The following is a 14,701-nucleotide window of genomic DNA, read 5'->3' as shown; positions in this document are numbered from 1 at the left end:
TCAGGACGGGACCGGGTCGCCGGTGCCCGCGGGCGGCGGGGTCGAGCCGTCCGGGTTCGACGGGGTCGGGTCCGTGGGCGTGGGGGTCGGCGACGGGGCGGAAGGGGTCGGCGACGGGTCGGGACCGGACGAGGGCGTTGCCGAGCCGGGGCCGGACGGGGTGGGGCTGCCGGGCACCGGACCGGGGCCGGACCCGCCGGGGGAAGACGGGCCCGCGCTCCCGTACCCGCCGATCGTGACCACGGCGCCCGCGGGTGCGATCGCCACGCGCGCGCTCCAGTGGCCCGACGGCTGGCGGAGCTGGTCCACGTACACCTTGATCGTCACCGACTCTCCGGGGGCGAGCGCGCCCGAGGACCGGCTGAGGTAGAGCCAGGGCGCTCCGGAACGCGCGGACCAGTGAACCGTCGAACTCCCGGACGCGGTCAGCGTGATGAGGGTCGTGTCGCCGCTGCCCGTGGCCTGTACGGAGAGGTGTCCGGCGGCGCTGCCCGCGCCCGCGGCGCTGGTGACCTCCACGGACACGTCGGCCGTGCCGTCGCCCTTGTCGAAGCGGCCGCCGGGTCTGGTGCTGGCGTTGCCCGCGTTCTCGTAGCCGCCGCCGTTCTCGCCGCCGATGCCGTCGTGGCCGTGCGCCTCGCTCGCGGTGGCCGGGCGGCCGTCGGCGCCCTCTCCGGTGAGGGGCGCGCCGCGGTAGGCCGCCCAGAGGGCGAGCACCGGGGCGGCGACGACGGTGGCGACGACGGTCGTGGTGACGGCGCGCGCCCGCAGCCGGTCCCGGCGGGCGGCCCGGTCCTTGGGGTCCATCGGGAAGCCGCGCCGGTCGAAGCGCGGCGCGCCGCCCCGCGTCCGCGGGACGTGCTCGAGCGCGATGTGCAGGGCGGCGCGCGGGGCCTGCAGGACGGGGAGCGCGGCGGGCGTGACGCTGGTGCCGGGCCAGGTACCGGGCGCGGCGCGTTCGGCGGTGCGCCGGCAGCGCGGGCAGTCGTCGACGTGCCGGACGAGTTCGCGGCGCAGGCCGGCGCTCAGGACCAGCCGGCTGTCGCCGGTGAGGCGGGCGACGCTCGGGCAGGTGCCCGTCTCGACGACGGCGAGGGCGGCGCGGGTGCGTTCGACCTCACAGGCGGCGGAGGCGAGCAGCTCGCGCGCCTTGGTGGCGTCCATGCCGAGGACGGCGGCGACCTCGTGGGCGGCGAGCTGGTGGCGGACGGCGAGTTCGAGCGCCTCCCGCTGCTCGGGGGTGGTGCCGGCGGCCTCCGGCCAGGCCAGCAGACCGAGTTCGCGCTGTCGCTGGGCCCGGACCTCCTCGGAGACGGGGGCGGCGAGCGCCTCGGCCGCGCGCCGGTCGGCGGCTTCCTTGTCGCCCTTGGGGGTCGTACGGCGGCCGGTGGCGTGCGTCGCCTGGTGTCCGCGCCGGGCCTCGGTGAGTTTGCGCAGGCAGGACCAGCGGGCGAGCGCGTACAGCCAGGCCCGGCGGTCGTCCGGGGATTCCGGGGACCGCTGGCCCCGGCGGTCGGCGAGCGCGAGGACGTCGCCGAGCGCGGCGGTGGCGGTGTCGTGGTCGCACAGCACGGACAGGCAGTAGGTGAACAGGCCGTCCAGATAGGGCTCGTAGCGCGCGGGAGGGCGCTGGGCCGTCGTGCGGGCCGATGCGCCACGGGGCAGGGCCACCCGCTTGCGCGCTGCGCCGTGCGCCCGGTGTGCGCCGGTGGTGTGCGTGGTGTGTGTCGAGGTCTCCGGACTGCTGCTCATCACCCGTGCGACCGTAGGTGCCCGACGGCGACCCCTTCTTCCCCCTTGAGCATATTTAATCCGTACGGGTGAAACGATCCCTCATAAGGGGACACCAACCTCCGATTCCGTGGCCTGGGCCTCCACGGGCGGCGACGGACGGGGGGCGCGCGACGGGTTCCGGTCGGCGGAAGCCCCCGGCGCGCCGGGGAGAACGGGAGGAGCGGGCCGGCGACGAACTCACGGCGGTGCGCGGGACGGCCGACCGCGCTGTCAGTGGCCTCGGCTACGGTTCGGTCATGGCTGCCCGTACGAAATCCGCGAAGGACCGGCCGTCCTACCGCTGCACCGAGTGCGGATGGCAGACGGCCAAATGGCTCGGCCGCTGCCCCGAGTGCCAGGCGTGGGGGACGGTCGAGGAGTACGGCGCACCCGCGGTCCGGACCACGACGCCCGGCCGTGTCACCACCTCCGCGGTGCCCATCGGCCAGGTCGACGGCCGCCAGGCCACCGCGCGCAGCACCGGCGTGCCCGAGCTGGACCGCGTCCTGGGCGGCGGTCTGGTCCCCGGCGCGGTCGTCCTGCTCGCGGGCGAGCCCGGCGTCGGGAAGTCCACCCTTCTCCTGGACGTGGCGGCGAAGGCGGCGAGCGACGAGCACCGCACGCTGTATGTGACGGGTGAGGAGTCGGCGAGCCAGGTCCGGCTGCGCGCCGACCGCATCAAGGCCATCGACGACCACCTCTATCTGGCCGCGGAGACCGACCTGGCCGCCGTCCTCGGCCATCTCGACGCCGTGAAGCCGTCGCTCCTCATCCTCGACTCGGTGCAGACCGTCGCCTCCCCGGAGATCGACGGCGCCCCGGGCGGCATGGCCCAGGTCCGTGAGGTCGCCGGGGCACTCATCCGCGCCTCCAAGGAGCGCGGCATGTCGACCCTCCTGGTGGGCCATGTCACCAAGGACGGCTCGATCGCGGGCCCCCGTCTGCTCGAACACCTCGTGGACGTCGTCCTGAGCTTCGAGGGCGACCGCCACGCCCGCCTCCGGCTGGTCCGAGGCGTCAAGAACCGGTACGGGACGACGGACGAGGTCGGCTGCTTCGAGCTGCACGACGAGGGCATCACGGGGCTGACCGACCCCTCCGGCCTCTTCCTCACCCGGCGCGCCGAGCCGGTCCCGGGCACCTGTCTGACCGTGACCCTGGAAGGCCGCCGGCCCCTGGTCGCGGAGGTGCAGGCCCTCACGGTGGACTCGCAGATCCCGTCCCCCCGCCGGACGACCTCCGGTCTGGAGACCTCCCGCGTCTCCATGATGCTGGCCGTCCTGGAGCAGCGGGGCCGGATCAGCGCCCTCGGAAAACGTGACATCTATTCGGCGACGGTCGGCGGTGTGAAGCTCTCCGAGCCGGCCGCCGACCTCGCGATCGCCCTCGCGCTCGCGTCCGCGGCGAGTGACACTCCTCTCCCCAAGAACCTCGTCGCGATCGGCGAAGTGGGCCTCGCCGGGGAGGTCAGACGGGTTACGGGGGTGCAGCGGCGACTGGCCGAAGCCCACCGACTGGGCTTCACCCACGCCCTTGTTCCGAGCGATCCGGGCAGGACGCCACCCGGTATGAAGGTCCTGGAAGTCGCCGACATGGGCGAGGCGCTGCGCGTCCTTCCGCGCTCACGTCGTCGAGAGGCCCCACGGGAGGACGAGGAGCGCCGGTAGACTTTGCCCTGGTCTCGCCCGTCCGTACGAACCCCGGGCGACCGGAAACCCGCGACCGGAGGAGTGCAGTGGCAGCCAACGACCGGGCAGCAGCTCCCGGAAAGTCCGGTGGGAGCTCCGGTGCCGATGGCCTGATGCGCGCCTCATTGAGCGCCGTGGCACCCGGCACGGCCCTGCGCGACGGGCTCGAACGAATTCTCCGCGGCAACACCGGCGGGCTCATCGTGCTCGGCTGGGACAAGACCGTCGAGTCGATGTGCACCGGCGGCTTCGTGCTGGACGTGGAGTTCACCGCGACCCGGCTGCGCGAGCTGTGCAAGCTCGACGGCGGCATCGTGGTCGACAAGGACCTCACCAAGATCCTGCGGGCGGGCGTGCAACTGGTGCCGGACCCGACGATCCCCACCGAGGAGACGGGTACGCGGCACCGCACCGCGGACCGGGTGAGCAAGCAGGTCGGCTTCCCCGTCGTCTCGGTCTCCCAGTCGATGCGGCTGATCGCCCTCTACGTCGACGGTCAGCGCCGCGTCCTCGAGGACTCCGCCGCGATCCTCTCGCGAGCCAACCAGGCTCTCGCGACCCTGGAGCGCTACAAGCTCCGCCTCGACGAGGTCGCGGGCACGCTCTCCGCGCTGGAGATCGAGGACCTGGTCACCGTCCGGGACGTGTCGGCGGTGGCCCAGCGTCTGGAGATGGTGCGCCGCATCGCGACCGAGATCGCCGAGTACGTGGTGGAGTTGGGCACCGACGGACGGCTGCTCTCCCTCCAGCTCGACGAGTTGATCGCGGGCGTGGAGCCCGAGCGTGAGCTGGTGGTCCGTGACTACGTGCCCGAGCCCACCGCGAAGCGCTCCCGCACGGTCGACGAGGCCCTCTTCGAGCTGAACGCCCTCGCCCATGCCGAGCTGCTCGAACTGCCCACGGTGGCAAGGGCGTTGGGTTACACCGGCTCCCCCGAGGCGCTCGACTCCGCGGTCTCGCCGCGCGGTTTCCGGCTCCTCGCGAAGGTCCCGCGTCTGCCCGGCGCGATCATCGACCGTCTCGTCGAGCACTTCGGTGGTCTGCAGAAGCTTCTCGCGGCCAGCGTCGACGACCTCCAGGCCGTCGACGGGGTGGGCGAGGCGCGGGCGCGCAGCGTGCGCGAGGGGCTTTCGCGGCTGGCGGAGTCGTCGATCCTGGAACGGTACGTCTGACGGATCCCCTGGGTGACCCGGGGATCCGGATCACCCGGCCGTCCGGATCACCCGGGGAGCCGATCGCCCGGGGAGCCGGATCGCCCGGCGTCTCAGTCCTGCGACAGCACGAACGACGTCTGTGCCTTCGCCAGCCCCGGCGCCTTCGCCTCCACCAGGTAGGTGCCCGCGGACGCCGAACCCGCCGGGGGCGTCGCGCACTCGGGGGCGCCGGCCTTGCGGTCCCAGTCCACCGTGTAGGTCACCTGGCCGCCGGCCGGAACACGGAAGAAGAGACTGGAGACGTCCCTGGGGCAGTCGGCGGAGGACCAGAAACTCTTGTCCTCCCCGGCCTGAGTGATCGTCAGGACGGCTTTCTTCGGTCCGAGGTCGACCTTGCAGTCGCTGCCGGAGGAGTTCTTCGCGATCAGCTGGATCGAGGGCTTGGCGCCGGGTCCGTACGAGTTGTGGACACTGCGCAGGGTCAGCTTGACCGCGCCCGCCGCGCAGTTGGGGAGAGTGGAACCGGCCGGGACCTGATCGGCGGATCCGGCGGAGCCGGTGCCTCCGCCGTGGGAGCCGCCGTCCGCGCCGCCGGCGCCTCCGGCCGATCCGCCGCCGGAACCGTTGCCGCTGCCGTCGCCCCCGCCACTGCCGTCGCCGCCGCCGGTGTTCGCGCTGCCGCTCGACTCGTCGCGTCCGCCCGGGTGTTGGCTTATCGCCGGGCCGGATCCCGAGGGGCCCGGGGTGATCGTCTCCACGGGGCCCTTCCCGTTGGAACCGTCCGCGCCCTTCTTGCCGCCGCCCCCGGTGCTGACGATCCAGACCGTCAGCAGCGCCAACAGAGCGACCAGGGACAGCAGAACGGCCCTCCGACGCCAGTAGATGGTGGAGGGTAGCGGCCCGACCGGATTGCGCAGAGATCCCACGGCGCAAACTGTACGAGAGATCGGGGCCGGGACTTGCCCCACCCGCCGCCCTGGGCGTCAACTTTTCCGGATCATCATCTCGGCAGCCCGGTCCAGGTGTCGCCCCCGCCCGATTTCGCCCCCGCCGCCCCTACCCTCCCCCAAGCTCTCGGCTTCGCGCGAACAGGGGGGACCCCCGTCAGCCTGGCCCTGGGGGGCGCGGCCCCCTGGGATGGGACGGGCGAGGGGCGGCGGGGGCGAGGACCCGGGCGCGCGCCGGTGGTGGGGCGCGCAACCCGCCCATGTACGCGAGAAGCACGCCCCGGCACCGACCCATGGCAGGATCGGAAACGTCATGACTGCACCCACCTTGCCCACACCCAGCCCCCCGCCCACCGCCCCCGGCGAGACCCTGCACGCGCCGGTGATCACCTGGTTCGACGAGCACGCCCGCGACCTCCCCTGGCGCCGTCCCGACGCCGGCCCCTGGGGCGTGATGGTCAGTGAGTTCATGTTGCAGCAGACCCCCGTGAGCCGCGTCCTGCCCGTGTACGAACAGTGGGTGGCCCGCTGGCCCCGCCCCGCCGACCTCGCCAAGGAGGCGCCGGGCGAAGCCGTCCGCGCCTGGGGCCGCCTCGGCTACCCCCGCCGCGCCCTCCGGCTGCACGGCGCCGCGGTCGCCATAACGGAACGCCACGGCGGCGACGTACCCAAGGAGCACGCGCAGCTGCTCGCGCTGCCCGGCATCGGCGAGTACACGGCCGCGGCGGTGGCGTCCTTCGCGTACGGCCAGCGGCACGCCGTCCTGGACACGAACGTCCGCAGGGTCTTCGCCCGGGCCGTGGCCGGCGTGCGGTACCCGCCGAACGCCACCACGGCCGCCGAACGCAAGCTCGCCCGCGCCCTGCTCCCCGAGAGTGAGCGCACGGCCTCCCGCTGGGCCGCCGCCTCCATGGAACTCGGCGCGCTGATCTGCACGGCGAAGAACGAGAGCTGCCACCGCTGCCCGATCGCCGCCCAGTGCGCGTGGCGGCTGGCGGGCAAGCCGGAGCACGACGGCCCGCCGCGCCGCGGCCAGACGTACGCCGGTACCGACCGTCAGGTGCGCGGCAAGCTGCTCGCCGTACTCAGGGAGGCCGTCACGCCCGTCCCGCAGTCCGCCCTGGACCGTGTGTGGGAGGAACCGGTGCAGCGGGCCCGGGCTCTGGACGGTCTCGTCGCCGACGGACTCGTCGAACCCCTCACGGGCGGTTTGTACCGGCTGCCCCTGACCTAGTCACGACCATCACGACCGTCACGTACTCCACGAGCCGTCAAATCACCCTCAACCAGGACAGGTAGTCACCTCGCCTTACCCGTCTTCTCCTTCCGTTACACAACCGACGTACAGCCGAGTGCTCGTCGCAGGCTGTCTCGGACAACCCCGTGACAACGCCTCCGTAGCTTCATTCCCGTACCGCACACACAGCGGAACGACAGCGGTGCGCAGGCGATGGACAACCGGCAGCAGGCGTCAGCAGGCGGGTCGGAAACGGGGATGGAGGCGGTTGATCATGGCGCACGGCGAGGTGCTCGAATTCGAGGAGTACGTCCGCACTCGGCAGGACGCGCTGTTGCGCAGTGCCCGTCGCCTGGTCCCCGACCCCGTGGACGCCCAGGACCTGCTGCAGACCGCGCTCGTACGTACGTACGGACGCTGGGACGGCATCGCGGACAAGCGGCTGGCCGACGCGTACCTGCGCCGCGTGATGATCAATACACGGACCGAGTGGTGGCGGGCGCGGAAGCTCGAGGAGGTGCCCACCGAGCAGCTCCCGGACGCCTGCGTCGAGGACTCCACCGAGCAGCACGCGGACCGCGCGCTGCTCATGGACATCATGAAGGTGCTCGCTCCGAAGCAGCGCAGTGTCGTGGTGCTGCGACACTGGGAGCAGATGTCCACGGAGGAGACGGCCGCCGCGCTCGGCATGTCGGCCGGAACGGTCAAGAGCACGCTGCACCGGGCGCTGGCCCGGCTCCGCGAGGAGCTGGAGAGCCGGGACCAGGAGGAGCGCGGCGCCCGCGCGCTCGAACCGGGTGAGGAGCGGGAGCGTTGCGCGGCCTAGAAATTCGGGCCAGGAGTACCGGCCGGGTACTGAAGGCGGGGGGTGCGGCGACGGCCGTGCTCGCCGCCCTCGGCCTTTTCCTGACCGCTTGTGCCACGGGTGGTACGGGCGCCCGTGACGAGGGCCCGGCGGGCAGCGAGGCGGTGGCCAAGGGCCCTACGAAACCCACCACCTCCCCCTCGGCCACGAAGGCCGCCAAGCGGGTGGACGTGGTCAAGCTCGTCAAGGACGACCCCGAGGTCAGTCCGTCGGTCAAGAGCGCACTCAAGCCGTGCGTGGCCGACGAGTACCCGGTCGACGTGTCGTACGGGGAGCTGACCGGGGGACCCTCGGACGACGTCGTGGTCAATGTGATGACCTGCGGAGACGCCGTCGGTATCGGCTCCTACGTGTACCGCGAGGAGAAGGGCCGGTACGAGAACGTGTTCAAGACCGAGGAACCGCCGGTCTACGCGGAGATCGACCGGGGCGATCTGGTGGTCACACAGCAGCTGTACAAGAAGGGCGACCCGGTGTCGTACCCCTCCAGCGAAGAAGTGATCACCTACGGCTGGTCCGCGGCCCACTTCGCCGAGGAGTCCCGGACGCACAACGACTACAGCAATGCGGTGGGCGCCACCGACGCCCCCTCCCCCGCCGCGAACTGAAGAGCAGACGGAACAAACGGAGCAGCCGGATGGCAGAGCAGACCCACGTCCTGTTCGTCGAGGACGACGATGTCATCCGCGAGGCCACACAACTCGCGCTGGAGCGGGACGGCTTCGCGGTCACCGCCATGCCCGACGGTCTGTCGGGCCTGGAGGCGTTCCGCGCGGACCGCCCCGACATCGCCCTCCTGGACGTCATGGTCCCCGGCCTCGACGGTGTCAGCCTGTGCCGGCGTATCCGTGACGAGTCCACCGTCCCCGTGATCATGCTGTCGGCGCGGGCCGACTCGATCGATGTCGTCCTGGGTCTGGAGGCGGGCGCCGACGACTACGTGACCAAGCCCTTCGACGGAGCCGTGCTGGTCGCCCGTATCCGCGCGGTGCTGCGGCGCTTCGGGCACGCGAGCGGTCCGAACGCGGGTACGGACACGCCCTCGCCGGTCGGCGGCGGCCTGCTCTCCTTCGGGGACGGGGACCTGGAGATCGACACCGAGGGCATGGAGGTGCTCAAGGGCGGGGTGCCGGTCGCGCTGACACCCACCGAGATGCGGCTGCTGCTGGAGTTCTCGTCCGCGCCGGGCACGGTGCTGAGCCGCGACAAGCTGCTCGAACGTGTGTGGGACTACGGCTGGGGCGGTGACACCCGCGTCGTCGATGTCCATGTCCAGCGACTGCGGACGAAGATCGGCCAGGACCGGATCGAGACGGTCCGTGGTTTCGGCTACAAGTTGAAGGCCTGAGCAGGGTATGCGGGGGATGTTCCAGCGCGGGAAACCGGCGGACGACGACAGACCGGGCTTCGGCATCGGCAGATCCGGCATCGGCAGATCCGGCACCGGCACCGGCACCGGCACCGCCGGGCCGGTCGCCGACTTCCGTGGACCTGGCACCGTCCACGGCGGACCGGCCGGCGCCGCCGTCCACAGCGGCGTCGGCGGGACGGGTGGGGCCGGCGGCAGGGCGGGCGACGCCGGCAGCGGGTCCGTCGGCTTCGCCGCCCGCACGGGCACCGGCGGCGGCAGGACCGAGCGCGGTGGCCGGGCCGCCGAGACCGGACTCACCGGTATGCGCACCGGCATCCGGTGGAAGCTGAGCGCGGCCATCGCCATGGTCGGCGCCCTCGTCGCGGTCGCGCTGAGCCTGGTCGTGCACAACGCGGCACGCGTCTCGATGCTCGACAACTCGCGTGATCTGGCGGACGAGCGGATCCAGGTCGCCCAGCGCATGTACGAGTCCGGCCGCACGCAGTCCTTCGGGGTCAAGGTCGACGACCCGACGATCCCGGGAGACCTGCTGGCGAAGGTCGAGGAGGGACGGCGAGCCACCTACGTGGCCGACCGTCCCAACGGCGTGCCGGACATCTGGGCGGCCGTGCCCCTCAAGGACGGCCGTGTCCTCTCACTCCACACCGGGTTCACGGACCGCAACACCGACGTCATGAAGGACCTCGACCAGGCGCTGATCATCGGTTCCATCGCGGTCGTCTTCGGCGGCAGCGCCCTCGGCGTACTGATCGGCGGTCAGCTGTCGCGCCGGCTGCGCAAAGCCGCGGCCGCCGCGAACCAGGTCGCCAAGGGCGAGACCGACGTCCGCGTACGGGAAGCGATCGGCGGAGTCGTACGCGACGAGACCGACGACCTGGCGCGGGCCGTGGACGCCATGGCCGACGCGCTCCAGCAGCGCATCGAGGCCGAGCGCCGGGTGACCGCCGACATCGCGCACGAGCTGCGCACCCCGGTCACGGGGCTGCTGACCGCGGCCGAGCTGCTGCCCCCCGGCCGTCCCACGGAACTCGTCCGCGACCGGGCGCAGGCCATGCGCACACTCGTCGAGGACGTCCTGGAGGTGGCGCGGCTGGACGGTGCCTCCGAACGGGCCGAGCTGCAGGACATCATGCTCGGTGAGTTCGTGAGGCGCCGGGTGGCCGCCAAGGACGCCGACATCGTCGTACGCGTGATCCACGAGTCGGAGGTCACCACGGATCCGCGTCGCCTGGAGCGTGTCCTGTTCAACCTGCTGGCCAACGCCGCGCGGCACGGCAAACCGCCGATCGAGGTCTCCGTGGAGGGCCGCGTCATCCGTGTGCGCGACCACGGTCCCGGATTCCCCGAGGCACTCCTCGCCGACGGTCCCAGCCGCTTCCGTACCGGCAGCAGCGACCGCTCGGGCCACGGTCACGGGCTCGGGCTCACCATCGCGGCGGGCCAGGCCCGGGTGCTCGGCGCCCGGCTGACCTTCCGCAACATCCGGCCCGCGGGCGCCCCGGAGAACAGGCCCGCGGAAGGCGCCGTCGCGGTGCTGTGGCTGCCGGAGCACGCGCCCACGAACACGGGCAGCTTCCCCCTGCTGCCGGCGTGAGGGAGCGGGCGCCGGTCGCGGTACGCGTGCCACGACAGGCCCATGAACGCCCACGGCGGACGCCGGTGAACGCCCGGGAACGGGTGAAGGCCCGGGAACGGGTGAAGGCCCGGGAACGGGTGAAGGCCCGGGAACGGGTGAAGGCCCGGGAACGGGTGAAGGCCCCCGGGGCGGACACGCCGGGGGCCTTCGGAACGAGCGGGGGTCAGACGGTTTCCGCCAGGGTTTCCTTCGGCGGCGCGTCGTTCGCCGTGGCGTCGGCCTCGGCGGACTTGGCGGGTGCTCCGGCGCCCCGCAGCGGGACCTCCTTCACGAACACCGCCGCCGCCAGTGCGCCCAGGGCCACCACGGATCCCAGCAGGAACGCGGAGTGCGTACCGGCGGACACCGCGACCTGATAAGCCTCGCGCGCCGCGGCCGGCAGCTTGGCGAGGCTGGCCGCGTCGAGCTGCGCGGACTGCTCGGTCATCTTGGAGCCCAGCGCCCCGGCACGCTCGGCCATCACGTCCTGGACGCGGTGGTTGAACAGCGCGCCCATGATCGCGACGCCGAAGGACGAGCCGAGCGTACGGAAGAGGGTGGTGGACGAGGACGCGACGCCCATGTCCTTCATCTCGACGCTGTTCTGCGCCACCAGCATCGTGATCTGCATCAGGCAGCCCATGCCCAGGCCGAGCACGGCCATGTACAGGCCCGAGGTCAGCCGGCTGGTTCCGGTGTCCATCTCCGACAGCAGGAACAGGCCCACGGACATCAGCACACTGCCGACGACCGGGAACGCCTTGTAGCGGCCGCTGCTGGTGGTGACCCGGCCTGCGACCATCGAGGTGACCAGCATCGCGCCCAGCATCGGCAGGAGCAGCAGGCCGGAGTTGGTCGCGGAGGCGCCCTGCACGGACTGCTGGTACAGCGGCAGGAAGAGCACGGCGCCGAACATCACGAAGCCGGTGATGAAGCCGATGACGGACATCAGCGTGAAGTTGCGGTTGCGGAAGATGTGCAGCGGCAGGATCGGCGAGACGGCCTTGGTCTGCACGAAGACGAAGCCGACGAGCGCGGCGACACCGATGCCGATGAGCTCCATGATCCGGGCGGAACCCCAGGCGTACTCGCTGCCGCCCCAGGTGGTGACGAGCACGATGGACGAGATGCCGACGGTCAGCAGACCGGCGCCGAGATAGTCGATCTTCGCGTCGACCCGCTTCTTGGGCAGGTGCAGCACGGCGCTGACGGCCAGCAGCGCGACGATGCCGAGCGGCAGGTTGATGTAGAAGGACCAGCGCCAGCCCCAGTGGTCCGTGATGGACCCGCCGACCAGCGGTCCGGCGATCATGGCGAGCGCCATGATGCCGGCCATCATGCCCTGGTACTTGCCCCGCTCACGCGGCGGAATGAGGTCCCCGATGATCGCCATGACGCCGACCATCAGACCGCCGGCGCCCAGGCCCTGGATGGCACGGAAGCCGATCAGCTGCCCCATGTCCTGCGCCATGCCGCTGAGCGCGGACCCGACGAGGAAGATCACGATCGAGGTCATGAAGGCGCCCTTGCGCCCGTACATGTCGCCGAGCTTGCCCCAGATCGGGGTCGAGGCGGCGGTCGCGAGCGTGTACGCGGTGACGACCCAGGACAGGTGCTCCAGACCGCCCAGTTCGCCCACGATCGTCGGCATCGCCGTGCCCACGATCATGTTGTCGAGCATCGCCAGGAGCATCGCGATCATGAGCGCGAGCAACACGACCCGTACACTGCGTGGTTGTTTCTCGGTCTGTGTGACCGCTTCCGTGTTGTCCGCCATCTTTCCCACTCCCCTGGGTCCCGCTGGATGCCCACTGGTGTAGGGGCGAGTGCCCCTGCTCCGCTACTTACTTGCCGACCGGCAAGTTGACTACACTGAGGGAAAGTAGTCCCGTAACTAGCCGGGCGTCAAGTAAGTTTTCCTGGATTTGCCCGTGGGGCGGCACGTACGTTTCAAGGAGTGCGAGGAGTACGACGATGGGCGGCGACACCATGGACGGCACCAAGCGTCAGCGTCGCGGGGACACCCGCCAGCGCATCCAGGACGTAGCCCTCGAACTCTTCTCCGAGCACGGCTACGAGAAGACCTCGCTGCGTGAGATCGCCGAGCACCTGGACGTCACCAAAGCGGCGCTGTACTACCACTTCAAGACCAAGGAAGACATCCTCAAGAGCCTCTTCCAGGACCTGTCCCGGCCCATGGACGAACTGATCGAGTGGGCACGGCAGCAGCCGCGCACGCTGGCGACGAAGCAGGAGATCCTGCACCGCTACAGCAACGCCCTCGCGGACGCGGCCCCGCTCTTCCGCTTCATGCAGGAGAACCAGGCCGCCGTCCGTGAGCTGCGCACCGGCGAGGACTTCAAGGACCGCATGCTCCGCATGATCGACCTGCTCAAGGAGCCGGAAGCGGACCTGACGAACCAGGTCCGCTGCATCAGCGCGCTGTTCTCGATGCATGCCGGGATGTTCATGCTGAAGGACGTCGAAGGCGACCCCGAGGAGAAGCGCAAGGCCATCCTGGAGGTCGCCGTCGATCTGGTGACGCAGGCGCACAGCGGTCCCGTCGCTCCGTGAACCCTCACGCCTCAGAGGTCATGCCCGGGAGGGCTCAGACCGTCACGCCCTTGGAGTGGAGGAAGGCGACCGGGTCGATCGCCGAGCCGTAGTTCGGGGTCGTACGGATCTCGAAGTGCAGGTGCGGCCCGCTGGAGTTCCCGGTGTTGCCCGACAGCGCTATGTGCTGGCCGGTGGCGACGACCTGGCCTATGCGCACGTCGATCCGCGACAGGTGGGCGTACTGGGAGTACGTCCCGTTGCCGTGCTTGATGACGATGGCGTTGCCGTACGCGGGGCCGTCGCCGGCGCCGTTGCCGCCGGCCTTGACGACGGTGCCGCCGTGGGCGGCGGACACGTCGGTGCCCAGCGGAACCGCGAAGTCCTGGCCGGAGTGCTTGTGGGCCCACATGCCGCCGGCCTGGTCGAAGGTGGCGGACAGGGTGTACTTCTTCACCGGGTCGATCCAGGAGGCGACCTTCTTGGCCTCGGCGTGGTGAGCCTTCGTGGCGGCCTTGGCCTGGGCGGCGGCCTGGGTCTGCAGGACACCGGCCGTCGTGCTGGTCGCGGTGTTGTCCAGGGTGCTGGCGGACGCGATCCCGGCACCCAGTACGACCGAGGCGCCCACCGAGGCGGCGAGGACGACCGTCCGGCTACGGAGCAGGGACGTGCGGGACTGACGGGACGTGACGCGCTTCGACATCTGAACCTCATGGTGACGGGGACGGGGGATGTGAACCCTTCAGGAACCGAGTGGCTGCCGGAGGGGGCCATCCCTTGGTAACCCGGACCCCGGCGAATCCCCAAAGTCCCCTTCTACGACGCATGGTCGTACTTGACCCCGAAACGACCGACTCCTTGACAGAAGGTGTGGCGTGCACTGATTCGTCCGTTTTTTCTGGAAGAAGTCAGGTTTAACCCCACTTCTCACCCCGTGCGGCACGGCCGGAGCGGCCGCCCGCCACACCCCGGCAACGAACCCCCGGAGCCCCGCGCGAGCCCAGCCCGAAAAGTCCGTTTTGATCCCTTGCGTCTCTCCACTAACAGTCCTAGTACAGGACAAATCTCCTGTGCGTCATGTCACCGCGGAGGCACCCACGGGGCCCGCCCGACCCCTCCGGCGACCCCCGTCGCGAGGTGATCCGGGGCCCTCCGGAGAGGCCGGAGGGGCGGGGGAGACAACAAGGGAAGGAAGGCGAGGGGAGAGCCGGGGAGAGCCGAGCGCCCCACTGCGGACTTCGCACCTGGGCCCGCCCTCGCGCGGAAGCCCCGCACACGGGTCCGCCTGCGTACGGAGAGGCCCGTGGGCGCGCCTACCGGGCCCGTCGGCTGTCACGCGCTCCCGGAGGCCTCGCAGGGGCCCGGATCCGCCGCCGTACGCGCACTGCCGTGAACACGAGAAGAGGGGCGGGCCCCGGGGCCGCTGCCCCGGGCGCCCCCCCGGGTGGGACGGCCGCCGCCCCCGGGGGGGGCCCCCCCGATGGAAAGTGGGGTACG

General features: G+C 71.4%; 12 protein-coding genes. 8 read left to right on the top strand and 4 right to left on the bottom strand.

The window, feature by feature from the left end; translation table 11 throughout:
* On the bottom strand, positions 1-1,755 hold the full coding sequence (locus ABZV34_RS31905; protein WP_356284361.1) for a hypothetical protein: 1,755 nt from the start codon (positions 1,753-1,755) through the stop codon (positions 1-3).
* 275 nt (positions 1,756-2,030) lie between these two features.
* Here ABZV34_RS31905 and radA point away from each other — a divergent pair, with 275 nt between their 5' ends.
* Both radA and disA read left to right on the top strand, forming a co-directional pair.
* The gene (radA, locus tag ABZV34_RS31900) at positions 2,031-3,440 is read left to right on the top strand and encodes a DNA repair protein RadA (RefSeq protein WP_356284358.1); all 1,410 of its coding nucleotides are present in this window, start codon (positions 2,031-2,033) and stop codon (positions 3,438-3,440) included.
* A gap of 68 nt (positions 3,441-3,508) precedes the next feature.
* Positions 3,509-4,633, top strand: a complete 1,125-nt coding sequence (gene disA, locus ABZV34_RS31895; RefSeq protein ID WP_356284355.1) for a DNA integrity scanning diadenylate cyclase DisA — start codon at positions 3,509-3,511, stop codon at positions 4,631-4,633.
* Positions 4,634-4,725: 92 nt separating this feature from the next.
* Here the strand turns inward: disA and ABZV34_RS31890 are convergent, their stop codons facing one another.
* The gene (locus ABZV34_RS31890) at positions 4,726-5,541 is read right to left on the bottom strand and encodes a hypothetical protein (protein WP_356284352.1); all 816 of its coding nucleotides are present in this window, start codon (positions 5,539-5,541) and stop codon (positions 4,726-4,728) included.
* Between the two features lie 334 nt (positions 5,542-5,875).
* Here ABZV34_RS31890 and ABZV34_RS31885 point away from each other — a divergent pair, with 334 nt between their 5' ends.
* From ABZV34_RS31885 to cseC, 5 genes are all read left to right on the top strand, one after another.
* On the top strand, positions 5,876-6,796 hold the full coding sequence (locus ABZV34_RS31885) for an A/G-specific adenine glycosylase (RefSeq protein ID WP_356284349.1): 921 nt from the start codon (positions 5,876-5,878) through the stop codon (positions 6,794-6,796).
* Between the two features lie 277 nt (positions 6,797-7,073).
* Positions 7,074-7,625 carry a SigE family RNA polymerase sigma factor gene (locus tag ABZV34_RS31880; protein WP_356284346.1) on the top strand — a complete coding sequence of 184 codons (552 nt, stop codon included), beginning with the start codon at positions 7,074-7,076 and terminating at the stop codon, positions 7,623-7,625.
* The gene (locus ABZV34_RS31875; RefSeq protein ID WP_356284343.1) at positions 7,613-8,272 is read left to right on the top strand and encodes a hypothetical protein; all 660 of its coding nucleotides are present in this window, start codon (positions 7,613-7,615) and stop codon (positions 8,270-8,272) included. Before ABZV34_RS31880 ends, ABZV34_RS31875 begins: the two co-directional genes overlap by 13 nt.
* A gap of 29 nt (positions 8,273-8,301) precedes the next feature.
* On the top strand, positions 8,302-9,012 hold the full coding sequence (cseB, locus tag ABZV34_RS31870; protein WP_168529356.1) for a two-component system response regulator CseB: 711 nt from the start codon (positions 8,302-8,304) through the stop codon (positions 9,010-9,012).
* Positions 9,013-9,337: 325 nt separating this feature from the next.
* Complete coding sequence (gene cseC / locus ABZV34_RS31865; RefSeq protein ID WP_356284404.1) at positions 9,338-10,630, top strand: two-component system sensor histidine kinase CseC; 1,293 nt, start codon at positions 9,338-9,340, stop codon at positions 10,628-10,630.
* A gap of 205 nt (positions 10,631-10,835) precedes the next feature.
* On the opposite strand, the gene ABZV34_RS31860 is transcribed toward cseC, so the two are convergent.
* Entirely contained in the window at positions 10,836-12,428 is a 1,593-nt protein-coding gene (locus ABZV34_RS31860; protein ID WP_356284340.1) for an MDR family MFS transporter, read from the bottom strand.
* Positions 12,429-12,625: 197 nt separating this feature from the next.
* Here ABZV34_RS31860 and ABZV34_RS31855 point away from each other — a divergent pair, with 197 nt between their 5' ends.
* Positions 12,626-13,225, top strand: a complete 600-nt coding sequence (locus tag ABZV34_RS31855; RefSeq protein ID WP_356284337.1) for a helix-turn-helix domain-containing protein — start codon at positions 12,626-12,628, stop codon at positions 13,223-13,225.
* A 34-nt stretch (positions 13,226-13,259) separates the two neighbouring features.
* On the opposite strand, the gene ABZV34_RS31850 is transcribed toward ABZV34_RS31855, so the two are convergent.
* Positions 13,260-13,907 carry a M23 family metallopeptidase gene (locus ABZV34_RS31850; protein ID WP_356284334.1) on the bottom strand — a complete coding sequence of 216 codons (648 nt, stop codon included), beginning with the start codon at positions 13,905-13,907 and terminating at the stop codon, positions 13,260-13,262.
* Positions 13,908-14,701 lie beyond the last annotated feature (794 nt).

This window comes from Streptomyces sp. NPDC005195, assembly GCF_040608315.1.
In the GTDB taxonomy this organism is placed as follows: Bacteria; Actinomycetota; Actinomycetes; order Streptomycetales; family Streptomycetaceae; genus Streptomyces; species Streptomyces kaempferi.
The sequence above is the reverse complement of the archived record's forward strand: the minus strand, read 5'-3'. Positions and strand labels throughout refer to the sequence as shown.